The following is a 24,647-nucleotide window of genomic DNA, read 5'->3' as shown; positions in this document are numbered from 1 at the left end:
TAAAATGTGTAGAGATATGCCGCTCTCAGCCGACGAAATAAAGGAACTGCACAAGTACGAATACAGGATTTTAAACAGCCTCGAGTGGCTCATGAAGAAATACCTGTGGGTCCCCGAGGATGTGCTCAGGAAATCAACGAAACTCTCCGAATCCGAGATGAAATACAGGCTGGGCAGGCTGATGGAGATGGACATGGTTAAGAGCAGCACCAAACCCTATACCGGCTACCAGCTCGTATTCAAGGGATATGACGCTCTTGCAATATCGTCTCTCGTAACGAAGGGCACCCTGAACGCCTTAGGTTCGCTTATAGGCGTCGGAAAGGAGTCGGAGGTATACGAGGCGCTCGGCCTCGGTGTGCTTGTAATAAAAATTCACCGCGTGGGGCAGCGCTCTTTCCAGTCCGTAAGGCTCAACAGAAGTTACATTCCAGAGTGGAAGCATTTTCCATGGCTATTTGCATCGATGGAGTCCGCCAAGATGGAGTTTACGGCCCTCTCCACACTCCAGAAGGGAGGCGTTTCTGTCCCTGTCCCGATCGCGATCAACAGGAATGTCATAGCCATGTCGTTCATTCCCGGCTTAAACCTCAACCAGGTGACTCTCGAAGAGCCGCAGGAGATCTTCGACGAGGTCGTGGAGAACCTTGCAAAGGCCTACAGGCTCGGTTATATCCACAGCGATCTCTCTGAATTCAATATCATGGTCGATGGCGAGAAAGTCTGGCTCATCGACTGGCCGCAGTGGATAGAGCCTTCACATCCCAATGCGGATACGATACTCAGGCGTGATATCAACAACCTTGTCAACTATTTTTCAAAGAAGTACGGGCTCGCGAAGACAACTGACGAGGTAATTAATCTGGTGATCGGTTGAAGGTTTTCGGAATAGACGTGATCAAAGGTTCCGTCCGTTCAAGGACGAAGAGGCCGGTCTTTGCCGTTGTCGTCAGGGAGAACAGGGAGATCACCGAAGAGGGGGAGATGTCGCTCTTCAGGGTTCTTCGCAGGGTTGCGGCTGAAAAACCGGATATCCTTGCTGTCGACAGCCTCCAGGAGATCTCAAGGGATCATCATGAACTCTATTCAGTCCTCGGAATTCTCCCGCCTGAGACCAGGCTTGTGCAGGTTACCGGCGGCGAGAAGCAGGTATCGCTTGCAGTTATTGCCGCACGATACAACCTGAAGTTCAACAACAAATTCGATCCCTTTGTCGAGGCGAGGACCATCGCCCATGTGGCTGAACTCGGCGGCGGCTGTGAGGTAATAGCATTCGGGGGGACCACCGATATCGCAGTATCGCGGCACAGGTCGATAGGCAAGGGGGGCTGGAGCCAGAACCGGTATATAAGAAAGATTCACGGCTCCGTCCAGCAGAAGGCGGTTGAAGTCGAGGATGCGCTTAAGGAAGCAATCCTCAGGTACGAAAGAATCGATCAAAAAGGGTATGGCGGCCTCAGGAGAGTGGAGTTTCATGTCCATGCCCCACGGGAGCACATTCCCGTATCCGAAGAGGCGCGTGCGGATGTTCAGGTCAGAGTCAATGCGAGGAGACTCGACCGCATACATTTCAGGCCGCAGCATTCGAAGAAGAGAAATATCATAGTAGGGGTCGATCCCGGGACTACGTTAGGTATTGCGGCGCTTGATCTTGACGGAAATCTTGTCGAACTTAAAAGTTCGAGGCAGATGTCGATCAACGACTGGATCGAGGAGATATCAGCATTAGGAAAACCTGTCCTGATTGCATCCGATGTCGCCCATATGCCCTCGTCTGTCGATAAGATAAGAAGGTCGTTTCATGCAGCAGGCTATAATCCCCCTGAGGACCGGACACAGGAGGAAAAGGTTGCGATATGCTCCGGTTTTTCATATGCGAACGATCACGAGAGAGACTCTCTTGCGGCTGCGATAGAGGCATATCGGACTTTCAACAACAAGTTCAGGAATATCGAAAAGAGGATCCCTGCAGGATTTGATCTGGATACAGCCAGAGCGGGGATCATCCGTGGCCTTTCCATCGAGCAGATCGTTGCCGGTTCCATTCCCCGAAAAGAGGCGGTGGAGCGGAAGAAGGAGGAGCCTTCAGCACCTGAGAGTAAAAAAGACCCGAGGATCTCGCAGCTTGAAGGGATGGTCCGGAACCTCAGGGAGTACGTTTCCGATCTCCAGGACGAACTTGCCGAGAAGGAGAGGGAGATCGATCATCTCGGAAGGATTATCAGCGACGAGAGGTCAGGGCGTTTTGAGAGGATAAAACGTGATTCGGAGATAGAAAAGCGTGACGCAACGATAAAGTCGCTGAAGTCGAAACTCCGGAAGGAAGAGAAGCGGAGGAAGAAATTCATAAGGCAGATAAAGCGCATGAAAAACTATGCGGATCTCCAGAACGATCAGCGGCAGATCCCCGTGAAGGTAGTCCGGAACCTAACCCGCGAGTGTGTACGATCGGTCGACGACGAATACGGTATCGGTTCCGAAGACATCCTGTATATCGAAAAGACAGGAGGGTGGGGCAATGCCGTCATATCGTTCCTTAGGGATGCAGGAGTCTGTGCAGTCATAACACCCGATCAGGATCAGCGGCTGATAAGTGCCCTGAGGGATGAAAAGATCCCCCTGCTCAACTCAGCCGATGTCCCGGTGGCTACGAGGGGAAGCATAGGATTTGCATTCAGGAAAGACTTCGACCAGGCGCTTGAAAAATGGAAAGAGGGCCAGGAGATATTTGAAAAGGAGAAGTCCGCGGAGATGATCGAGTCGATTGTGAGCGAATACAGGTCCGAGAGAGAGGTGGAGGCAAGAAGGCATGGACGATCGTGAGCTTTTAAGATCCATTGCAGGCATAGTCGGCAGGGAGAAGGTACTCGACGACTGTGCGTCATATCCGCTGGGATCGAAGATGATCGTGGCAAGCACGGATATGCTCCACGAGAGCACTGATTTCCCAAAGGGCATGACCGATCGCCAGATCGGATGGATGTCCGCAGCCGTTACAATATCCGATATCGCTTCGTCGGGTGCCGCTCCGCTTTTCATCCTTGTCGCAGTCGGCCTCGACAGACCGGAAAGGCTTGAGGGGATCATGAAAGGAGCCAGTGAATGCTGCGAATTTTACGAAACGGAGATCCGAGGCGGGGATATCGATTCTCATGATGAGCTTACCGTAGTTACGACAGGTTTTGGCATTGCGGATGAGGACTGCTATATCACCCGCAGCGGGTGTTCGCCCGGGGACTTAGTATACATCCTGGGGAACCCGGGAGAAGCGCAGGCGGCGCTGGAAGGCGATATAAGGTACTGGCTTTCTCTTGTCGAACCGCATCCTTTCGTATCCGAGGCACTTCTTATTGCGAAGGCCGGTGCATCGGCGATGATGGATGTCTCCGACGGTCTTGCATTATCGCTCTATGATCTGGCCGATGCATCGGGAACGGGTTTTGAGATATTAGCTGAACGCATTCCTCTTTCTCCCGGGGTAATCTCAGAGCAGGCCCTGTATGGCGGCGGAGACTTTGGCCTTCTCTTTACCTGCGATCCCGGTATGATGCCCGTGCCTGAAGTGGAGGCGGTGTGCATAGGCCGTGTTATAGATTCTCCCGGTGTATTTCTCGACGGTGCGGCTGTAGAAAGACGCGGTTATCTTCACAGGTGGGAACATAAGGAGGATGAAGTTTGAAATCCGTTTATCCTCTTAAACCCGATCAGCCTTTCAATCTCGATATAACTCTCTCCTGCGGCCAGGTATTCAGGTGGGAGAAGAGGGGTGATCTCTGGACCGGTGTGTCGGCAGGTCGCGTGATAAGCATCAGGCAGTCGGGGCGCAAGATCGAATATTCCGGGTGCGACGAAGAGTATCTCGAATACCTGTTTCATCTTGATTTTGATCTTGAAAGTGTAATCGGATCGTTTTCTACAGATGAATACATCGGTGAGGCTGTGGAGCGGTATCGCGGACTTCGCGTGATGAGGCAGGATCCCTGGGAGTGCCTTTTGTCTTATCTTTGTGCACAGAACACTGGAATTCCTAATATAAAGAGGATGCTCGGCAATATGGCGGTGATGAACGGGAAAAAGATCGTGCAAGGCGGTCAGGAGGCGTATGCCTTCCCCGGGGCGGAGGATCTCTCCCGCCGCTGCGACGCAGATCTCAAAGGATGCTCTACTGGGTACCGTTCGGGTTATATCTGCAGAACATCTTCAATGATCGCTGATGATCCGGGTTGGGCTGATCGCATTCGCTCGCTCGATTATACCGGCGCAAGAAAGGAGATCATGAAGTACCCGGGAGTAGGGCGAAAGGTTGCCGACTGCATCCTACTTTTCGGTTTCCAGTTTTACGAGTCGTTCCCTGTCGATGTCTGGATCAGGAGGATCATGAATGATCTCTACGGGACCGGAAATCCTGCGGGCCCTCTTTCTGAGAGAGATTATGATCGCATAGCGGATTTCGGCAGGGAGCATTTCGGAAATTATGCAGGCTACGCACAGGAGTATCTCTTTGCAGGTCGGCAGTGATTTGAACTTTCACTCCGCATCCATAGTATTATTACCAGAATAAATGCCTGTTTTTCATAATGGAAACCGGTGCCCCTGAAAATTATACTTTGAAGAGCGTTGTTATCGCCAATATTGTCGTGTTCATATGGCTCGTGCTTGGAATTTATGCGATATGGCTTGTTGTACCTTTTCTGGCGGTGGCATGGGGAATATTTCTTGCATTAATGTTCCTCTTTGTGATGAGGAAGTCGATCTGCACAAAGTGCAGATACTACGGCGGCCGCTGCTCAATGGGCTGGGGCTGGTACACGTCGAAGATTTTTAAAAAAGGCAATTTTGAGGATTTTCCCGGCTGTTTTGGTGCACGCTTTGCTCCATTCCTGTGGATGAGCGTTTCACTTCTTCCGGTAATCGTCCTTGTGATCTCGATGGTTTTTGATTTTTCGATTTTGAAGACTGTTATCCTGGTGCTACTGATACTGATTGCATATATCTTCGGGAATAAAGACAGCCGGAAGAAGGGCTGTTCTGTATGTAAGATGAATGATCTGTGCCCGATGGGGCTTGCGATGGTGAATGAAGGAAATGAAAGAAAAGCCTGATGAAAGATCCGCACTGGTGGATTTAATGAGAATACCCGGCGTCGGGAAGTCGATTGCACATGACCTGATGAATATTGGTTATCACTCCGTAGACGATCTTAAAGGTGAAGATCCTGAAGAGATGTATTCGAAACTCTGCGTATTTCAGGGCGGGCATGTTGACAGGTGTGTTCTTTACGTCTTCAGGTGCGCTGTATATTTTTCCGAAAATGAAGTCCACGATCCCGAACTGCTCAAATGGTGGAACTGGAAGGACTGATCAACCTTTTTCCGTAATTGCCTCATTGTTAAGTCCCTGTTTCTCTGAATTTTACTACTGATTTGAACAATTTTATAAAATTTTTCTCCATTCCCTGGTTCAGCAGAGCTCTGATAGATCTATGTCCTGTTTCTGAATTGAGTAAATAGTAAAGTTAAATAGTAATATTAACATAATGTTAAAAACTAATAACAAAATGGAAAACTAACAAACCTTTTAGTTTGGAAGCTACGACAGTGAGGTGGTTATAACGGCATTACCCGAACTTGGAAATAATGAATCATTGCTTCTTGAAGTTTCTGATGTAAAGGTTAAAGGTACTACTTTCACTTTGCTTTTAACAAACAAAAGATTGATTCTATCTGAAAAAGGCGCAAAAGGGGAGATATCCTCCCAGATGCCATTGCCCGTAATTGTTTCTGCAGATCCGGGTAACAGTGATTCCGGCGAACCGGTCCTTAATGTATCGATTAAGGCTCCCGACGGCTCGGACCGGAGAATGATGTTTGTCTTCCAAAATAATCCGGAAGCGGGAGACAGATCGTTCGAGAGGGACGCTCTTTTGCATGCGATAGAACGGGGTGAATTACCTCCAGGTGCTGATCCCCGTGGTGTCTCTTCAAAAAGACGTTCTTCTGATGATAGTTCTTCCAGCCCGGCAATGAATTCAAAATTCACTAGTAATTCAGAACCTTTCCAAAGTTTTGTATCGGGAAGGGTATTCCATCAACCACCTCCGCCTCCACCTCCGCCCGGATATTTCCCGCTGAATCATAATGCTAATATGAATCCTTCATCAGAATTGGAGGTTGAAAGAGGCTCTTCTTATAGGGCTGGTGTTGATCCGGTCAGGAGACCTCCATCCAATAATTACCCGCCTGCCAGGGATTCTTCCCGGAGTTATAATGGTAATATGAATCCTTCATCAGGCTTTGAAACGGGAAGGAGCACTTCCCGCAGGGCATATGAAAACCCAATCCGAAGATCTCCGTCTAAGGATGCATTTCACCAGCCTCCGCCTCCCTCTCCTCCGCCACCGGATATCATCAATCGAAGGGATTATTACAGGAATATGGATTCTTCATGCAGCTTCGGACCTGCAAAACAGAGTAATCCTTATTCATATGATCCTTTCCCGAATGAACGCGTTGCTCCGCAGTATATAAGGCGGTTTGAAAATTATGGCGGTGGGGGTTCCGGAAGACAGACCAGTTGTGAATTCAGATGTGCCCCACGACCGGGGAGAAAACAAAGGAACGCTCCAAAGAAGAATGTTTTTTACTCCGGGAGCACTGTGGGAGAATATTACAGTACAGATTCCATTCCTGCAACAATTCTTGGAATGCTGCGCTCCCCTGAAGAAACGTTCCGTCTGTTAAGGACCAAAGAGGTGGAAGATGCAGTTCCTGTTTTGCTTGTATCACTTGCGGTATTTGCATTCGGCAGTACATTCTTCCTGGGCCTGATTGCCTCATCTGCCGGTGCATCGGATTATCCCTCTCTTTCAGGACTTGCCGATTTGGGAACACTCATATTCGTGGCTTTTGAGATGATGATTTTCGGTGTAATCCTCGCAGCCATAACAGGTATTTTACTGCATTTTGTAGCATACTACGAAGGATTTGATGAAGATATCAGCCAAAGCCTGAAGGTTGCGGGATATTCAGCAGCTCCTTATGCTGTCGGAGGCGTTATTCCTTTTTTTGGAATTATTATTGCACCGCTCTGGTGTGTCTATCTTCAGTATACAGGAATGCGGGAAACCTGTTATATGGAACCCGACCAGGCTGTTGTCGCCGTTCTCGTCCCTGCAGCAGTATTCGCAGTTCTTTTTATTATTATGACAATGCTTGGCGGGGACAATTTTTCGATATTCGGGGGGGCCTGAAACCCTAAAAATGGTTGAGTGATGATTCAAATGTATGACAATGTTGAATTGAATAAGAGAAGTATTCTAAAAAGTTTCTTATCTGGATCGACAGGAAAATTCGCCCTGCTGGTCCTTTTAGTGCTAATTTCATTTCCGCTGATCTGCACGCCGGCCGCAGCAGATTCGGCCTCGGCCTCAGGGCTTAACGTTGCCATGACCCTTTCATCCGGAGATGACTGGGACGGTTATCTTGTTTTGACTTATTCTGGCACTGTGTCGGGAAAAACAGCTTCTTCATGGAGCTGGAGTTTCGATGACAGTGACACTGCAACAGGCAGTTCAGGCACACATACCTATGATGAGACCGGGACATATGACGTCATTCTTGTTGTAACATATTCTGATAGCACGACTGAACAGATTGCTACAGATATTGCTATCGAAGAGCCCACTTTGGATGCTTCTGCAGACATTACGGTAGATGACGACGACCTGAAGATAACCTACGAGAGCACTACTGACGGTGCAGTATCATGGGAATGGGACTTCGATGACGGAGACACCAGTACAAGTGAGAGCGGTTCACATTACTATGACGATTATGGAGAATACACGGTAACACTTACTGTAACAAGTGAAGACAGCTCCACCGATACTTATACCGAAGACATAACGCTTGACGAAAGCCCTTCTGCTTATTTTACGGTAGATGTTGACAGCGGTTCGTCCCCGTTGACCGTTGAATTCACAGACGGATCGGAGGAGAATTCGTATACCGGGGCCGATATCGTGGAGTGGGTGTGGGATTTCGATTATGACGACGAAACCGAGACCTTTGATGATGACGACAGCAGCGCCGATACCGAATTTACTTTTGAGGAAGAGGGGACATATACGGTCACCCTGACTGTTACCGATGAAGACGGTGAGGAGGATAGTTATGAGATGGATATTGTTGTGGATGACGATTCAGCTCCGACTGCCGATTACTATATCGATGATGACTGTGACACATCCGGAGCTGCCACGCTGACTATCCAGTTCTATGATGATTCTGAAGAGGCTGAAGATACCGGTGCTGAAATTACAAGCTGGTTATGGAAATTCTACGATGAAGACGATTCTTTATACCTTTATTCATATTCCGAGAACCCGGAACTGGACTTTGAAGATGAAGGTGTCTATACTCTTGTGTATACGGTTACCGACGAAGACGGTGTAAGCGATTCGATGACCGAAGAGGACCTGATTGAGGTATATTCCGGTCTTTCAGTTACATTTTACGGGTCACCAACTTCAGGCACGACACCTCTTACAGTATATTTCTATGCGACCGACGGTGCATACAACGAGTACGATATTGAGACTTACTACTGGTATTTCGGTGACGGATCGACTTCTTCGGAATCGGATACCAGTACCAGTCACACATACAAAACTGCAGGCACGTATGATGTCAAGCTGAAGGTCACGGATGAGGAGGGAAACACCTATACTTGTACGGAATCCGATTACATCACTGTCAGTACAGCGGCGACATCTGTGGCAACTTCATCTAAAACATATGCTGTTACTGAATCGGCAACTTCTGCAGAGACTGAAGAGGCAGATCTCGGCAGCAGTACTTCCTCTGGAACAACGATATTCGGAATTCCAGGTACCGAGTACTTCAGGACCGAAATGTCACGGTTTTACAATTTCTATGAGGAGTATACATCTCTTCTTGCAGGAATGTTCGGGATGGGGTGAAGGACGTCCTGATACGGAGCATGAATATTTCAGGTGAAGAATTCCTAAATTTTATTTTGTGGTTATCAGGTTGTTCATTTTTTAGACAGTTGATCTTTCGTATAAGATTAGATTTAAAATCCCGGACTTCTCAATGGCGTGTCAGGATGTAAAATGGATGTTTTATTCGGTTGATCATTTTACGATTGATATTAGTCATTTTTTATGACTTCGAATTTTTATTCGAAATAATTCATATAAGTTTTATATATTATTTTAATCAACCCTGAATAGCAATTTATGGTCTTGATCTTTCAGTCGCTGTTATAGCAATATGAGTCGGATGAGAAAGTATCTGATATTGCGTCTGCAACCGAATGATTTTGTAAAAACGTGATGAATGAGGATTTCCGGGAGAATGATCTTGTATAGGGGGTTATAACGACGTTGCCAGAGCTTGGAAATAATGAATCATTAGTGCTCGAATTATCTGATATAAAAGTTAAAGATGTTCTTTTCACTCTCTTTTTAACGAATAAAAGACTGCTTCTCTCTGAAAAAGGCATGAAAGGCGAAATATCGTCCCAGATCCCATTGCCTGTTATTGTTTCTGCAAACGCGGGGAGTAGCGAATCCGGCGAACCGGCTCTTACGATCTCAATTAAGGCCCCGGACGGTTCGGACCGCAGAATGATGTTTGCTTTTCATGATAAACCTGGAGCAGGAGACCGGTCGGATGAAAGGGATACGCTGCTTCAAGTGATAGAGCACGGGGAGTTGCCGTCACGTGCCGATCGCCCGAGAACCGGTAACAACCTTTACAAAGGGGGTGATGATTTTTCCCGTCCGGGAATGAATTCCATAAATACAAATGATCCGGGGGGAGTCCAAAATTCCATGTCCGGCAGCTCATTTCACCAGCCGCCTCCGCCTTCTCCCCGGTTCAGGGATTTTCAGAGGAGGCGCGGGGAAATGAATTTCTCATCCGGAATCGAAGAGGAAAGAAATCGTTCACAATGGTCTGCCGCAGGTCAAATCCGGACACCTCCGTCAGATGAATCGTTCCGCCAGCCTCCGCCCCCTCCTCCTCCTCCACCGGAACGGGGCGATCGCACCGGATCCGGGAACATGGATTCTTATTCGAATTTCGGGACACCGGGGCATGTTAATCCTCATTCTTATGATCATTTTCCTGAAGAACGTGTGGCTCCACAATATACTCGTCGTTTTGAAAGAGATGACTCCCGGAGACCCGATAGGCAGCCGGATAGTGAATTCGTATATGCCCCGCCGTCAGGAAGAAGGCAGAGGACCGCTCCGAAGAGGAATGGTTATGGTTCCAGGAGATCCGGAGGGGGATATTCGGATTCGGATTCCTTTCCCGGAACAATCATTGGTCTCATCCGGTCCCCTGAGGAGATGTTCCGGCAGGTAAGGAGCAGGGAAGTAATGGATGCAGTTCCTGTTCTTCTTGTATCGCTTGCGGTATTTGCATTCGGCAGTCTATTCTTCCTTGGCATGATGGCATCCGATGCTTCTGCATATCCATATCTTTCCGGGCTTGCGGATATGGGGACCCTCATATTCGTATCAGTGGAGATGATTATTTTCGGCGCAATCTGTGCAGCCCTGACAGGAGTCCTGCTGCACTTCGTTTCATATTACGAGGGATTCGATGAGGATATCGGCCAGGCTCTCAAGGTTGCGGCGTATTCTGCGGCTCCTTATGCAGTCGGTGGATTAATCCCGTTTTTGGGGATCATTATTGCACCGTTCTGGAGCATTTACCTTCAGTATACAGGGATGCGCGAGACTTATTACATGGAATCCGATCAGGCTTCTGTCGCCGTTTTGGTCCCTGCGGCAGTATTTGTAGTCCTCTTTATCATTATGACAATGCTTGGTGCGGACAATTTTTCGATATTCGGATGAGTGTGAAGTTACGGCATGGAGAAACGATATGAATGTCGGTATGTATAATCTATTAAAAAATAAAATTATTAAAGGGAGTCATTTATGAAATTCATGGGAAAGATCGGCATCCTGTTTTTTTTCATGCTGGTCTTATTATCAATAATCTGTATGCCCGCCTCAGCGGGGGAACTCGTTGCCAATGACGGTCTTAATGTCGCTGCATCTTTTTCTGTAGTAGATTACAACGAAGGTAGTTCTGATATAGGCAGTAATCCTCTTATTGTGAAGTTTACCGATACTTCCGAGAAGAAATCACATACGATAAAATACTGGAAGTGGGATCTTGACGGTGACGGCAGTTACAGTGATGATTATGAAGTAGACGATGCTGATGATGCTGATACCGAACATACCTACACCTCCACGGGGACATATAATGTATCTCTGAAAGTCATCGATGAAAACGGAAATTATTCCATATCTTACAAAGAGATCGAAGTAGTAGCCTCAAAGTATGCGCCTGTTGCCGGGTTTTCCGTAGATGACAGGTATGGCAGTGCTCCGTTCACCGTAAGTTTTGAAGATGCATCCAATGAGTCTGATTATTATGATGATCGTGATATTGAGGATTATTACTGGGAATTCTATGATGAAGACAATGACGATATCGACGTGATTACTTCCACCAGCAAAAATCCTTCTATTAAATTCAAAGAAGAGGGAAAATACACGGTCAGGCATACTGTCGTCGATGAGGAAGGTGTTGCCGGTACAATAGTTGAAGAAGACTGGATTACGGTTACTTCCGATATCTCGGCATCGTTCTCCGCTTCACCTACGACTGGTATAGCTCCGCTGACCGTAACCTTCACTGCAAATCCTGGAGATTACGATATTGATCAATATTACTGGAATTTTGGTGACGGGAAGACATCTTCAGAAACCAGTAAAACTACTTCTCATACCTATAATTCGGCCGGCTCATACTCCGTTACACTGACCGTCTATGAAGGCTCGAACTCTTATACCACCTCAAGCAAGACAATTGCAGTCAATGCGAAGTCCACGACTCCTTCGGTAACATACACAATAGAAACGACTGCGCCTACAACCGCAACAGCTACTGAAGTGGTTCCGGGCAGTGTTTCTCCCGGCACAACGATATTCGGAATTCCGGGCACCGAGTATTTCAGGAGCGAAATGGGGCGGTTCTATAACTTTTATGAGGAATACAGATCCATCATCGCCGGATTCTTCGGGATGAGCTGAGAAACTGAATAATTCAAATCTTCAATATTTTTTCAATAGATTTTTTTACTTTAACCCTGTTGCCGTTTTAATGCAGTATTTCCTTCAGGAGAAAACAGGGATGCCTTCTCATTCCTTTATTCCGGTATAATGTATCCGGACCTGAGCGGACTGTTAATTGAAAAAAAAATGTCTGTTTTTATCAATTTTGTCAGAATCTACGTCCCGATATCCCAGGAATTCATGTAGAGATTCTGCTCTTCGGTAAGGGCATCTATGTTGATCCCGAGAGACCCGAGTTTGAGCGATGCAACCTCGACGTCGATCCCGTTCGGGACGTCGTATACATCTCCTTTCAGCCCGGCACCCTCTTTCAGGATATACTCTGAGCAGAGTGCCTGGAGTGCGAACGAGAGGTCCATGACCTCGATCGGGTGCCCCATTCCTTTGGTTGTCGCAAGGTTGACAAGGCGTCCCTCGGCGAGGACATTGATCTTTTTCCCGTTTACTATAAATGTCTCTATACTGTCGCGGGCTTCGTAGCCTTCCTTGTTTGCATGCAGCCATTCGAGATCTATCTCAACGTTGAAGTGACCCGCATTGGAAAGGATAGCACCGTCCTTCATAACCCTGAAATGCTTCTCCGTGATGATCGATGTGTTGCCTGTCGTCGTGACGAAGATGTCGCCGATCTTTGCAGCCTCTTCCATCGTCATCACGAAGTACCCGTCCATGTGGGCTTCAAGCGCTCTTCTCGGGTCGATCTCGGTTACGATGACCTTTGCACCGAGGCCGTGCGCCATCTTTGCAAGCCCGCGGCCGCAGTAGCCGTAGCCTGCAACTACAAACCATTTTCCGCCGATGAGCGTGTTCGTGGTTATCATCACTGATGAGAGTGCACTCTCGCCTGTACCGTGGACATTGTCGAAGAATCTCTTCATCGGCGTGTCGTTAACTGCTATTACCGGGAACTCGAGTTTTCCTTCAGCAGCCATCGCACGAAGCCTGTGAATTCCGGTCGTCGTCTCCTCGCAGCCCCCTATGATCCCGTCGAGAAGTTCACGCCTCTCCGTATGGAGGCGGTGAATGAGGTCCATGCCGTCATCGATCGTAACCGTCGGCCTGACATCAAGGACTTTATCGATCGCATCGTAATACTCTTCTACCGAGCATGCTCTCTTTGCGTAGCATTTTACGCCCGGAACATCGTTCAGTGCCTCTGCGACATCGTCCTGCGTAGAGAGGGGGTTGCAGCCCGTAATATAGACCTCGGCGCCTCCTGCGGCAAGAGTCTCTACAAGAACGGCTGTCTTTGCCTCTACATGGAGGGCCATTCCGATCCTGTTTCCCTTAAAGGGTTTCTCTGCCTCGAATCTTTTCCTGATCTCTCCGAGGACGGGCATGTACTGCCTCGCCCAGCTCATTTTAAGTTCACCGGATTTCAAAATATCACCGTTTATTGAAACTGGTTTTATTTTGTTCCTGAAAGGTAATAGTTATTTACAAAACGCTTCAAACCGTACTCCCACGTTTAATATGGATAATGAATACGCGGAGAATCTTGTGCCTGTGGGGAGACGGCTGAGGGATGAGCTGAACAAGTGTGGGGAACATGTCACGCCTTCCACCCTAATCGATCCCGTTGAAGGGCGGATCTGGAAGAAATTCCCGTCCGGGAGTTTTCGTGAGATAACCGTCGACAGCAAAAAGGTTCTGCTTGCAGTGGAGAATTACAGGAATCTGGTTGAATCAACCCGTAAAAAATGCTGTGAATCCAGAAAAGAGAGAATCTAATATTTATTCTTAATATTCAGTCTAATTTTTGGTACAATGTATTTCTCCTGACAAGTCTTCTCCCGAGGTCCTCCGACATCCTTTCCATCTCCACGGGATCGAGGAACTCGGTGTCCTTTCCCCCCGCTGATTTTGAGATGCTCTCCTCGTACACCGTCCCGCCGATGTCGTTCGCACCGGAGATAAGGCATAACTGGGCCACTTTAGTCCCGTATTTCACCCATGATGTCTGTATGTTCGTGAAATTATCGAGATAGAGCCTTGCTACGGCAGTGATAAGGATGTCGTTTCTTCCTGTTGCCCCCGCTCTCGAAAGTCCCTGCCTGAAAAGAGGAGTGTGCCCGTGGATATAGCTCAGCGGAACGAACTCCGTGAATCCTCCGGTCTCCTCCTGGATATCCCTGATAATTTTCAGGTGAGCGACGATGTCTTCAGGCCTTTCGATAGACCCGTACATTATCGTTGCCGTCGTTTGGATGCCGAGGTTGTGTGCCTCTTTGATAATTCGAATCCATTCCCCGGTGCTGATCTTTCCCGGGCAGATCTTCTTCCTGATATCGTCGACGAGGATCTCGGCCGCAGTTCCGCACATTGATCCAAGTCCGGCTTCCTTCATCCGGGTAAGCATCTCCTCCGTAGGTATGCCGCTCTGCTTCGCAGCATAATACACCTCCATCGGGTTCGATGCATGGATATGGATCTCCGGCGCCTCATCCCTGATGAGTCTTATAAGCGAGAGATACGAATCGGCGTTGAAGTCGGGGTGAAGGCCGCTTACAGTGCAGATCTCGGTAACCCTTCTTGCTTCAGCTTCACGGACCTTTCTTCTCAGGGTCTCATCGTCGAAGAAGTATGTGTCCGGATCGCCTGGTTTTCTGCAGAAGCCGCAGAAACCGCATGAATTTATGCAGATGTTTGTAACGTTTATATTCTGGTTTCGGACCCATGTAATATCATCGCCGGCTTTCTCCTCGCGGATAATGTCGGCGGCGGAGGCAACATCCCAGGTATCCCGTCCTGTCGCATTGAGTAATGCCAGCACATCGGTTTCATCCGGAACTGAGCCGCCCCGGATATCTTTGAGGATTTGCCTGACACTCCTGCCTGTTCTTCCGTTATATACCATTTGAATCGTCTCCCTGTCTCCCGGAACTCCGGTTTCCTGTTGGTAAAGCGATATGCACTTACATATTATACATATGGCGGTGCACCCGTAGGGAGGCCGGAGTTCGAAATAACTTTACGGCTTCAGTTGCATTCATATTAACAGAGATGGTGCTTACAAAGAGAATCATTCCCTGCCTTGATATCAAAGACGGGCGTGTTGTAAAGGGGACGAACTTCCTCGGGCTAAAAGACGCCGGCGATCCCGTAGAACTTGCCTCGAGGTACAACGCGCAGGGGGCTGACGAGGTGGTCTTCCTCGATATAACAGCCTCAAAAGAGGGGAGAGGAGCTCTTATCGACGTAATCCGTCGTGCCGCAGACGAACTCTTCCTGCCCCTTACAGTCGGCGGGGGGATCAATACGATAGACGATATGCAGAATCTTCTCCGTGCCGGGGCGGATAAGGTCTCGATCAACACTGGCGGGGTGAAGAACCCTGATATTATCACGAAAGGTGCGGAAAAATTCGGCAAACAGTGTATTGTAGCTGCAATAGATGTCCGCCGCAATAACGAGATGAGGGAAGGTGCGACCGTAATCGAGATGCCCGACGGAAGCAGGTGCTGGTATGAGGTCGTTATTTACGGCGGGAGCAAACCGACCGGAATAGATGCGATACAGTGGGCGAAGGAGGCCGAAAGCCGCGGTGCAGGCGAGATTCTCTTAACCAGCATGGAAACCGACGGCGTGAAGCAGGGATTCGATATTCCGGTAACATCCATGATCTCATCAGAGGTGAAGATCCCTGTAATCGCATCGGGCGGCGTAGGAAAGCTTGAGCATTTTTACGACGGCTTCGTCTACGGGAGAGCGGATGCATGCCTTGCGGCATCCGTCTTCCACTTCGGGGAGATGACCGTTGCCGATGTAAAGGAATACCTTGCGAAGAAAGGGGTTGCCGTAAGATTGTAGCTGCGAACTTCAGCTATAAACCGTGCACCAAAGCCTTTTCTTCCGGTTCCTGACTTTCATCGTACTGGTTTACTGAGTTCTCGTTGGACTGGATGAATTTAGATCCGTTTTCTAACGCGTCACTGGCTTTTTTCTTATTTCTGCCTGCCTTCGCATGGCATGTTTCCGATTCCCCTGAGATGCGATACCGGATTCCCGCCAGAGTTATGTACCTTTTTTCCGGACAGAACCACCTGCACGGCAACATGCAGATATATTCTATCACAAGTCCGCAAATGGTGACGGATAAACCGCATATGATTACCCAGAAGATCTCTTCCACTATCCCGGGAGGAGGCGCGTGACCGACAAAATGTAAATAATGGCCTTGTAGAAACCCTCTAAGAAAATAGCGACCGAAAGATCGATCGTACAGGAACTCCAATTTTATTTAACCACAAACAAAGCCGGAGTTCCTTAAATAATGTCTGAGAACAGGTACATCAATCTTGTGGAAACTTCTCTGGAGGTAATCAGAAATTCTCATGTGCCATTACGCTCTTCAAAATATTCCAATAAAAAATATACTCAGCATCAACTTCTGACTTTAATTATTCTCAAAGAAGAAATCAGGATGAATTATCGTGATTTTTCAGAATTATTACATATATTAACTCCAATTCGTGAAATCCTTAGGTTAAAAGATATACCTCATTTTACAACTATTCAGAAATTTCTATCAAGAATTCCGGCACTCACATTTCGCATAATCCTGAAAAAAGTAATTAGAAATATTCATCAGAAAGGAGAAATTATCAGGATTACATCAATAGATTCTACTGGATTTACCAGTTCATATGCAAGTCATTACTATTCAAAAAGAATCAATAAAACTCGTAAAAGTTTTATTAAGGCTTCTATTGCTGTTGATTCTGATAAATTAATTGTATTAGGATGGAAGTTTTCAAAGGTACCGGTACATGACTCTCAACATGCAAAATCACTCATGAATCAGGTTATAAGAATAACAAAGTCAGAATGCTTCACGATGGATAAAGGATATGATTCTGAAAAGATCCATCAGTATATCAGAGAGATTATTGGAGCTGAATCTGTAATTCCGGTTAGGAAATGGGATGGAAAAATCTATTCTGGAAAATATAGGAGAGAAATGATTGAGAATTTCAATCAGCAAAAATATGGACAAAGAAATATGGTGGAAACGGTTTTTTCTGTGATTAAAAGAAGATATGGGGAGAATGTCAGGTCGAGAAAATATTACAACCAGTTAAAAGAAATCAAAATCAGAATGGTTCTCCATAACATGACTCTCTAAAAAAGAGATAGGTTTTCTACAGGGCCCAAAAAAGAAATATACTCAGCACCAACTTCTAACATTAATCATATTAAAAGAAAAGATAGGTAAAGATTATCGAGATTTTATAGAATTACTCCCTAATTTAACAACGATTACCGATATTCTTCAATTAGAACAAATACCTCATTATACAACTCTTCAAAAATTTCTTTCAAGAATTCCTTCACTCACATTTCGTATAATCCTAAAAAATGTGATTAGAAGATTACACCAGAAGGGTAATCAAATCAGGATTACATCGATAGATTCTACTGGATTTACCAGTTCATATGCAAGTTATTACTATTCAAAAAGAATCAATAAAACTCGTAAAAGTTTTATTAAGGCTTCAATTGCTGTTGATTCTGATAAATTAATTATTATGGGATGGAAATTTTCGAAGGTACCGGTACATGACTCTCAACATGCAAAATCTCTCATTAACCAAGTCAGCAGAATAACAAAAACTGATTGCTTCACGATGGATAAAGGATATGATTCTGAAAAGATTCATCAATATATCAGAGATGTTATTGGAGCTGAATCAATAATTCCTGTTAGGAAATGGAATGGAAAAATCTACTCTGGAAAGTACAGGAAGGAAATGATTGAGAATTTCAATCAGGAAAAATACGGGCAGAGAAATATGGTGGAGACTGTATTTTCAGTAATTAAAAGGAAATACAAAGAGAATGTCAGATCGAGGAAATATTTCAACCAGATAAAAGAGATCAAAATCAGAATGCTAATCCACAATATGACTCTCTAAAAAAAGAGAGAGGTTTTCTACAGAGCCTAAATAATATAAATAAAAGAGCAATCCCGCGTAGAGAAATGCAAGCACTCTGAAATAGCTCTTTCTATTCCAGATCCTTATAACGGATCTCAAATACAGACTTATTATAATCCCGGCCGTTATCGCACTGGCAATTACCGTCACGTCGTATTTAAACAGTATCATGGGGAAGAAGTCCCGAACCGGAAAATAATTTGGAATCAGAAGAAAATCCGGAAGAATTTTCATAGCAGACATGATTGAATATGCAATACAGGAAATGACCGTTACAGCCGCCAGCATCTTCGTATAAGCCGACTGCCTGCACCACCAGTCAATAAAGTCCATTCTAAAAATTTTATTCCTGATCTGTTATGAATCTCGCAGTTTTATTCCCAATTTATTTCGTTATCCAAAGTGATTTTCAACTGAATTCAAGTTCAATCCATTCTGCATTCTCCATCGCGATTCTTGATATAGCAAGATCCTGGATCGCAAGGCCGGTGGAGTCGAATACTGTAATCTCTTTATTTGAGATTCTCTTCTTTTTTCCGAGAACATACTCCCCCAGGGTTCCTGCAATTTTGTCCTCGCTGAACAGCCCTTTTTTTATCGGGACATTTATCTCACCCGAATGTACGGCCTGCCTCGGGTCGTCGACGATAACGGTGGCTCTGTTCAGTATGGCCGGGTCGAGCTCCTCTTTTCCCGGAGCATCGGCACCGATTGCGTTGATATGCGTTCCTTCGGAGATCCACTCATCCTTTACGATCGGCTCGCGTGACGGGGTGGCGGTGACGATGACGTCACACCCGCATACGTCTTCCGGGTCAGCGGGATGGCACTCATGATCGGGAAAGAGACTGCAGAAGGACTCGGCATGAGATTCATTCCTGCTCCACACCCGGATCTCGTCCACCTCGAGCTCCAGGGCGGTTGCTGCTACCTGCGTCTGCGCCTGCCTTCCGCTACCGAAGACGCCAAGCGATACTTTCCCGGAAGGCGAGAGATATTTTGCCGCGACTGCACCGGCCGCAGCCGTCCTGAGATCGGTGAGTTTTGTTCCGTTGAGGATCGCCTCCGGGTATCCTGTTTCGGGTTCGATTATCACGATGACTGCCATAACAGTCGGGAGCCCCTCCTTCCTGTTGTCCGGGTGGACGTTTACTACCTTTACTCCTGCAATGCCGAGGGAGGGGATGTATCCCGGCATAGTCCGGAAATCCCCCTTTTCAAAGAATACATAGTCCTTAGGAGGCATCTGGACGTTTCCTCTTCCGTGTTCTGCGAATGCCTCCCCGATTGCATTGTTTACGGCCCTCAGGTCGAGATTTTCGGCAGGATTGGGGTAGTATCTCATAAACTGAAGATTTACGGGAATGAATATGAACCTTTCCGCATGTCATGAATGTAAATTAGAAAAATGCTAAATACTGGATTGATTGATCTACTCTTCGGAGGATTGTGGATGAAAAGCAATCGCAAACTTTTTGGAATTATCGTGCTGATGGTTGTGGCGGCCGCTTTCGTATGCGGGTGCACGAGTACCCAGACCGAGGTCACCCCTACACCTACCGGGGTGTCAACTCCTTTGGTGACCGGTACGGCCACTGAACCCGAGATTATGGGTGAATGGATACTATGGCGTGAAGGTGCCGGGCAGACACTCGGTCCGCTTGGCGATTTCCAGGCATTTTCACCCAGCGTCGATTCGGAGCAGTTTATGAACCTTAAGATCCAGGTCATATCGAGCGACCCTATTGTCGTCATGTTCTTCAATGACACGGAGCTAAGAAACTTCGAGAACAAAATGTGGACGAACCAGGGGAGTTATACCCCGATAAGCACATATAACGACGTTGTATCGAGCGTCCTGGAAGAGTCTTCCGACGAGTACCTGAACATTGTCCTGTATAACCCAAGCCAGAATACCGCAAGCGTAACCGATGCTACTATCTGGTATATGGTTTAAAAAAGGAAATTAACCCTGAAAGGGTTTAATTAAAATTCTTTTTTACCGGAGAACTCTCAGGTCGATCTCAAGACCGGCTATAGGCTGGTCCATGTCGAAGTTCAGTATGACCTGGGGGTGGATCTCTCCGAACGAGCCGATCTTCTTTCCGTCGACATAGATGTCGCCGCATCTTCCCTTGATATATGCGGGATCGGACGAGTCTTCAACTGTATATTCAAGGTCGAGTTCCCTTAGGAGGACGTCGGCCGCCGAATAGATCTCAGTGAAATCAGCCTCGGTATGCATAATTACTGCTGCAGCCTTCTGGAATGTTTGAACATTTTCCACGACGTCGCCAGCCGCAAAGAGCCTCTGCGGAAGCTCCCTGTGCTGGTTCAGCTTCAGGGTCTCCATAAGGAGCGGGAGGATGTCGGTTCTCACAAGGGTATGGTCCTCCGATATGGGATGCATCAATGAAAGAGCCTCTGTTTTTCTCTCCCTCTGCATGTTGTCGTAGAGAACCTTCTCGTTCGAGAGCGTGAACGGCATGATCTCCATGTAGCCGAGTCCTGCCATGATCTCCCTGATCGTCCCGAGTTTTCTCTGGACGGGACTCTCTTTTCCTATCGTGAATGTAGGGGGAAGTTCTGCCGGGACGTTCTCGTACCCGTATGCGATCGCCACATCCTCGTAGATGTCCCAGTCGTGCAGGATGTCCGACCTGTAGCACGGGACGGTGACCTTCACGTGCGATTTCCCGTCTGGAACGGCTCCGAACCTCATTTTCTCCAGAAGTTCCGCCATCTCCGCCGGAGTAAGGGAAAGGCCCAGAAGTTTGTTGCATTCATCGACGTCGACCCTTCTCTCAGACGGCGAAAGATCCGGCATAGATGTTCCGTTGACATTCACCGTCTCGATCCTTCCGCCCGCCTCCGCCATTGCAGTGCAGATGATCTTAACTGCGGTCATGACCGCTCTCTCGTCGGTCCCGGTGCAGTCGAGCAGGATGTTCTTCGTATCTTTTGTAACCCTCGTAAGCTCCCCGTTAATGATCGGCGGGAAGGAGAGGACATTGTCGTCCGCGTCTACGATCAGCGGGAAGAGGGGCTTTTCCTCTACGAGATGAGCATAGTCGATACCTTTCGGGTGCTCCTTCAGCATCTGCTCCATAGTCATATCACGGTCGAAATCGAGGGGGACGAACTTCCTGTCGCGGGGCGAGGCGATGTAGCTGAACGGTGCCTTGACCTTGTCGAGGTCGTGTACGCCTATCGCGACCTTCGCTCGTCCTCTTCCTACCGCCCAATGGAGGGATTCCTGGAGTCCCATCAGGCATTCGATCGACTCGTCGTCAAATTTTATATCCCTGATTATTGCCGACCCGAGATACGGCCTGATATCTGCAAGCTTCGGGTCGACGGAGAACTCTGTGTTGCCCGGTTCGACATTGTATTCGGGGAGTCCGGTCTCGATCCCGAGGAATCCCCTCATCGATCTTGCGACACCCTCAACCGAGAACAGGTCCGGCCTGTTTGGGAAGAACTCGACATCGATCTGGTCCTCCTCGATCCTCTCCACATCCGATCCCATCATCGGGAGCCTGTCGACGATCGTATCGCGTTCAGCTCCGGTGAGTCTTACCAGGTATTTGTATGGGAGTTTTATGACCGGCATCCTAGTACCTCCTGCTCCTTGCTATCGGTTCGTTTCTCACCCAGTCGACATCGCTCCTGTAGAGCTGGCGGAGATCCTTCAGCCCCATCTTGAGCATCGCAACCCTTGATGCACCAAGGCCCCATGCAAGGACCGGGTATTTTATTCCCCAGGGTGCGGTTACCTCCTCCCTGAATATGCCCGATCCGCCGAGCTCCACCCAGCCGAGACCGTCGACCCATACTTCGGGCTCGATCGAGGGTTCGGTGTAAGGGAAGTACCCCGGCCTGAAGCGGACGTTCTCGAATCCCATCTTCTGGTAGAATTCCTTGAGGAATCCCATCAGGTGTCGGAGGTTTACGTCCTTGTCCATCACGATTCCTTCGAGCTGCTCGAACTCGGGGGTATGAGTCGCATCGATCGCCTCCCGCCTGTATACCCTGCCTATGCAGAACGCCTTTACCGGCGGCTCGGGATGATCCTTGAGATATTGGATCGAAAGGCTGGTGGTGTGGGTTCTCAGGACACACTGCATCGCCTTCTTCTCCTTCCATTCGCCTCCCCAGCCTGTCGAGGTGGTGTCTCCGCCGGAGATGTGCATGTCCCTGATCTTTTCGTAACCAGCAGGGAGTTCCTCTTCGAGATCGAGGAAGAACGTGTCCTGCATCTCCCTTGCCGGGTGATCCTGCGGCTGGAAGAGGACGTCGAAGTTCCAGAACGAACTCTCGACGATCCCGCCGTTCATCTCGGTGAAGCCCATCTCGAAGAGGATCTGGCGCATATCGTCGATGAGCTGCTGGTAGGGGTGATTCTTTCCCGCGTAGACTCTCTTCGGGGTCTTTGTGCTGTATTTTCTCAGCCTGAGGTTCTTCCACTCGCCGGTTCGTATCTGTTCGGAGGTGAGCGTCATTACCTCCTGTCTCAGGTCGAGGCCGGATTCGACGAGATTCTCGCCCTTGGGTGTTATCGAGATGATATATGAGACACTCTCGATCTCTTCAGCCAGTTTTCTCTTCAGGAGATCCTGGATGCCGGGCTGGCTTGGGACGGGATTTTTAAGAGCCGACTCATCGACTCCTTCCGCTGCTTCACCTTTTTTTGTTACGATGCCGTCTTTGATATCGACCCAGCCTTTCTTCCTGAGCCAGCCAATTCCGAGCCTCGACTGGGGGTGCTTCTGGAGCTCCCCCATGGGGATCTCCGTATCGAAGGAGTCGATCAGGTTCCTCTCCGGAAGGCCGCTCTTTCTGTACTCCTCGCCCTCCTCGGTGAGCCTGTATGTGACGACGCTCTTCTTTTCGACTATTGCAAGGCCGCGGTCCTGGAGGAGGTTGGCATACTGGACGACCGCCTCTTCGGTTGAGTCCATTATCCTTGCAAGATATGCCGCATCCGGCGTATGCATCGGGCCGAGAGTTCCTTCGGTCGTATTTTCAAGAAGCTCTATTGCCTTTTTTATCGGGAGGAATGCGATGTTTCTGGTCTCTTCAAGAACCTTCAGGGTATCCTTGAGGGGATTTATTCTGGCCGAACGGCCGTCCCCGATTCCTTTCAGAGTCTCCCTGATCGGTTCGACAGCCTTCGATCTAGCCTCTTCTGCATCCTTGAGCGGCTTTAAAACCGCAAGAAGCCTCTTTTCATTGTATGTAAGTTCCATTTCAGTTATTCCTCCACCTTGTGCTCGCACTCGTCCATCTTCTCCCTGAAGTCGGAGAGGAACTCCTTCACCCTCTCGAAGGTCTCCTTCTTGCATGTACCGCACATGAGTTCTCCCGCCTTGCATTCACGGCACATCTCCTTCAGCTCAACGTCGTTCTCAAGCATGTGGAAGCGGTTTAGGAGATAGATCGAGCATTTCTCCGGTTCGCCGCCGAGCTTCTTCTGCTCCTCGAGTGTCATCCTTCCGCCGGTGAGGGCGCCCATGATCTTCTTCTTCACCGATTTTTCGTCCTCGTAGAAACCGAACAGGCTCTCAGGGACACTGCTCGACATTTTTCCGCCCTGAAGTCCCTGGAGGAATGTGTGGTATGTAGCCGAGGGCGAGATGAACCCGTACCCGCCGTTTCTTATCTCTACATTCCTGACGATCTCCCGGATCTCCTCGAGATTTCCGCCGCTGATATCTATATGTCCTTCGTAGACCTTTGCACCCGGGAATTCGGATGCAAGATCCTCCATCGCGGCAGGGGATGCGTTCTTCGACCTGATACTGATATATTGCCTGCCGCCTTCACATCTCTCTTCGACGAGGAACATCCTGAGCTTGTACGAAACATCCCTTGTCAGCCGGATGTGCGGGTCCTGATCGAGCCCCACGGGGACAACTGTCGGTGCGGGTTCGTCGTCGGCCTGCGGGAAGAGTATATCTCCTACCTGCATCGCGACACTCATCGCCTTTGCAAGAGCTGTATCCTGCGAAAACCCGTATATTGCCTGCAGGTCAGAGAAGTTGATCCTTGTCGCCGATTCGAAGGCGAGATCTTTTAGATCGTTGTTTCTGCTCTGGTAGTATGTTCTTCCCTCAAATCCGAGAGCATACAGGCACTTGAGATATTCTTTCCCGTATTCGCGGCACTTCTCCCACGAGATATCCCTTACAGCATGTGCTTCGCGGTCTGCTATAGCTACGGAACCGATACCGCCCTGCTGAACATGCCATGCAACTTCCTTCATAACCATCAGGTGGCCGAGATGAGGGTGGCCGGACGGCATAAATCCTGTCATGACGAAGAATTTCTCGTTCTTCGCCATCGCATCGACAACACGGCCGTAATCCCTCTGGCCGATTACGATATTTCTCCTGAGGAACGCCGGCGGGTTTTTGATCTTGTCAAGAAGCGGTTCGATAGGTTCGATCCCGAACTCGCTGAAGAGCTTGTTCGTCTCGATATCCTGATTGCTTGACCACGGGTTGATTTCGGACTGCATGGATTTT

At 48.2% G+C, this 24,647-nt stretch carries 22 protein-coding genes; 15 read left to right on the top strand and 7 right to left on the bottom strand.

Annotation, left to right across the window (positions count from 1 at the left end; genetic code table 11):
• Positions 1-16: 16 nt before the first annotated feature.
• The 10 genes from MPET_RS13075 to MPET_RS13025 all read left to right on the top strand — a co-directional run bounded on the left by MPET_RS13075 (position 17) and on the right by MPET_RS13025 (position 12,142).
• Complete coding sequence (locus tag MPET_RS13075) at positions 17-877, top strand: RIO1 family regulatory kinase/ATPase domain-containing protein (protein WP_013330507.1); 861 nt, start codon at positions 17-19, stop codon at positions 875-877.
• On the top strand, positions 874-2,823 hold the full coding sequence (locus MPET_RS13070; RefSeq protein WP_013330506.1) for a DUF460 domain-containing protein: 1,950 nt from the start codon (positions 874-876) through the stop codon (positions 2,821-2,823). The genes MPET_RS13075 and MPET_RS13070 overlap by 4 nt, the downstream gene beginning before the upstream one ends.
• Positions 2,810-3,679 carry a thiamine-phosphate kinase gene (gene thiL, locus MPET_RS13065; protein ID WP_013330505.1) on the top strand — a complete coding sequence of 290 codons (870 nt, stop codon included), beginning with the start codon at positions 2,810-2,812 and terminating at the stop codon, positions 3,677-3,679. The genes MPET_RS13070 and thiL overlap by 14 nt, the downstream gene beginning before the upstream one ends.
• Positions 3,676-4,518, top strand: coding sequence for a DNA-3-methyladenine glycosylase family protein (locus MPET_RS13060; protein WP_013330504.1), 843 nt, complete (start codon positions 3,676-3,678; stop codon positions 4,516-4,518). The genes thiL and MPET_RS13060 overlap by 4 nt, the downstream gene beginning before the upstream one ends.
• Before the next feature lie 59 nt (positions 4,519-4,577).
• Positions 4,578-5,102, top strand: a complete 525-nt coding sequence (locus tag MPET_RS13055; protein ID WP_013330503.1) for a hypothetical protein — start codon at positions 4,578-4,580, stop codon at positions 5,100-5,102.
• Entirely contained in the window at positions 5,086-5,361 is a 276-nt protein-coding gene (locus MPET_RS13050) for a helix-hairpin-helix domain-containing protein (protein WP_187287560.1), read from the top strand. Before MPET_RS13055 ends, MPET_RS13050 begins: the two co-directional genes overlap by 17 nt.
• A 913-nt stretch (positions 5,362-6,274) precedes the next feature.
• Entirely contained in the window at positions 6,275-7,249 is a 975-nt protein-coding gene (locus tag MPET_RS14925) for a YIP1 family protein (RefSeq protein ID WP_225353822.1), read from the top strand.
• Positions 7,250-7,279: 30 nt separating this feature from the next.
• Positions 7,280-8,980, top strand: a complete 1,701-nt coding sequence (locus MPET_RS13035) for a PKD domain-containing protein (RefSeq protein WP_013330500.1) — start codon at positions 7,280-7,282, stop codon at positions 8,978-8,980.
• A gap of 426 nt (positions 8,981-9,406) precedes the next feature.
• The gene (locus MPET_RS13030; RefSeq protein ID WP_013330499.1) at positions 9,407-10,891 is read left to right on the top strand and encodes a YIP1 family protein; all 1,485 of its coding nucleotides are present in this window, start codon (positions 9,407-9,409) and stop codon (positions 10,889-10,891) included.
• Between the two features lie 93 nt (positions 10,892-10,984).
• Positions 10,985-12,142 carry a PKD domain-containing protein gene (locus MPET_RS13025; RefSeq protein WP_187287559.1) on the top strand — a complete coding sequence of 386 codons (1,158 nt, stop codon included), beginning with the start codon at positions 10,985-10,987 and terminating at the stop codon, positions 12,140-12,142.
• 197 nt (positions 12,143-12,339) lie between these two features.
• Here the strand turns inward: MPET_RS13025 and MPET_RS13020 are convergent, their stop codons facing one another.
• Positions 12,340-13,566, bottom strand: coding sequence for an adenosylhomocysteinase (locus MPET_RS13020; protein WP_013330497.1), 1,227 nt, complete (start codon positions 13,564-13,566; stop codon positions 12,340-12,342).
• Between the two features lie 91 nt (positions 13,567-13,657).
• Between MPET_RS13020 and MPET_RS13015 the strand changes: the two genes are divergently transcribed.
• Entirely contained in the window at positions 13,658-13,915 is a 258-nt protein-coding gene (locus MPET_RS13015; protein ID WP_013330496.1) for a hypothetical protein, read from the top strand.
• A 16-nt stretch (positions 13,916-13,931) separates the two neighbouring features.
• Here MPET_RS13015 and cofH read toward each other — a convergent pair whose 3' ends face one another.
• Positions 13,932-15,041, bottom strand: a complete 1,110-nt coding sequence (cofH, locus tag MPET_RS13010; protein WP_013330495.1) for a 5-amino-6-(D-ribitylamino)uracil--L-tyrosine 4-hydroxyphenyl transferase CofH — start codon at positions 15,039-15,041, stop codon at positions 13,932-13,934.
• Between the two features lie 146 nt (positions 15,042-15,187).
• Between cofH and hisF the strand changes: the two genes are divergently transcribed.
• From hisF to MPET_RS12990, 3 genes are all read left to right on the top strand, one after another.
• Positions 15,188-15,994, top strand: a complete 807-nt coding sequence (gene hisF, locus MPET_RS13005) for an imidazole glycerol phosphate synthase subunit HisF (protein WP_013330494.1) — start codon at positions 15,188-15,190, stop codon at positions 15,992-15,994.
• Positions 15,995-16,457: 463 nt separating this feature from the next.
• Positions 16,458-17,309 (top strand): IS5 family transposase, encoded by an 852-nt coding sequence (locus MPET_RS12995; RefSeq protein WP_013330492.1) that lies wholly within the window; start codon positions 16,458-16,460, stop codon positions 17,307-17,309.
• Positions 17,310-17,316: 7 nt separating this feature from the next.
• Positions 17,317-18,099: an IS5 family transposase gene (locus MPET_RS12990; RefSeq protein ID WP_225353886.1), complete on the top strand. Its 783-nt coding sequence runs from the start codon at positions 17,317-17,319 to the stop codon at positions 18,097-18,099.
• Here MPET_RS12990 and MPET_RS12985 read toward each other — a convergent pair.
• A complete protein-coding gene (locus tag MPET_RS12985) occupies positions 18,076-18,453 on the bottom strand; it encodes a hypothetical protein (RefSeq protein WP_013330491.1) in 378 nt (125 codons plus the stop codon). The genes MPET_RS12990 and MPET_RS12985 overlap by 24 nt on opposite strands.
• Positions 18,454-18,529: 76 nt before the next feature.
• Positions 18,530-19,465 carry an ornithine cyclodeaminase family protein gene (locus tag MPET_RS12980; RefSeq protein WP_013330490.1) on the bottom strand — a complete coding sequence of 312 codons (936 nt, stop codon included), beginning with the start codon at positions 19,463-19,465 and terminating at the stop codon, positions 18,530-18,532.
• 108 nt (positions 19,466-19,573) lie between these two features.
• Here MPET_RS12980 and MPET_RS12975 point away from each other — a divergent pair, with 108 nt between their 5' ends.
• Positions 19,574-20,077 carry a hypothetical protein gene (locus tag MPET_RS12975; protein ID WP_013330489.1) on the top strand — a complete coding sequence of 168 codons (504 nt, stop codon included), beginning with the start codon at positions 19,574-19,576 and terminating at the stop codon, positions 20,075-20,077.
• 42 nt (positions 20,078-20,119) lie between these two features.
• Here MPET_RS12975 and pheT read toward each other — a convergent pair whose 3' ends face one another.
• The 3 genes from pheT to MPET_RS12960 are packed head-to-tail and all read right to left on the bottom strand — an operon-like array spanning position 20,120 to position 24,640.
• Positions 20,120-21,733, bottom strand: a complete 1,614-nt coding sequence (gene pheT, locus MPET_RS12970) for a phenylalanine--tRNA ligase subunit beta (protein ID WP_013330488.1) — start codon at positions 21,731-21,733, stop codon at positions 20,120-20,122.
• A 1-nt stretch (position 21,734) separates the two neighbouring features.
• The gene (gene pheS, locus MPET_RS12965; RefSeq protein WP_013330487.1) at positions 21,735-23,369 is read right to left on the bottom strand and encodes a phenylalanine--tRNA ligase subunit alpha; all 1,635 of its coding nucleotides are present in this window, start codon (positions 23,367-23,369) and stop codon (positions 21,735-21,737) included.
• Positions 23,370-23,374: 5 nt separating this feature from the next.
• Complete coding sequence (locus tag MPET_RS12960; protein ID WP_013330486.1) at positions 23,375-24,640, bottom strand: tryptophan--tRNA ligase; 1,266 nt, start codon at positions 24,638-24,640, stop codon at positions 23,375-23,377.
• Positions 24,641-24,647: the final 7 nt, after the last annotated feature.

Source organism: Methanolacinia petrolearia DSM 11571, from assembly GCF_000147875.1.
Classification (GTDB): Archaea; Halobacteriota; Methanomicrobia; order Methanomicrobiales; family Methanomicrobiaceae; genus Methanolacinia; species Methanolacinia petrolearia.
Note: the sequence above shows the minus strand (reverse complement) of the source record. Positions and strands in the feature narration are given on the sequence as shown.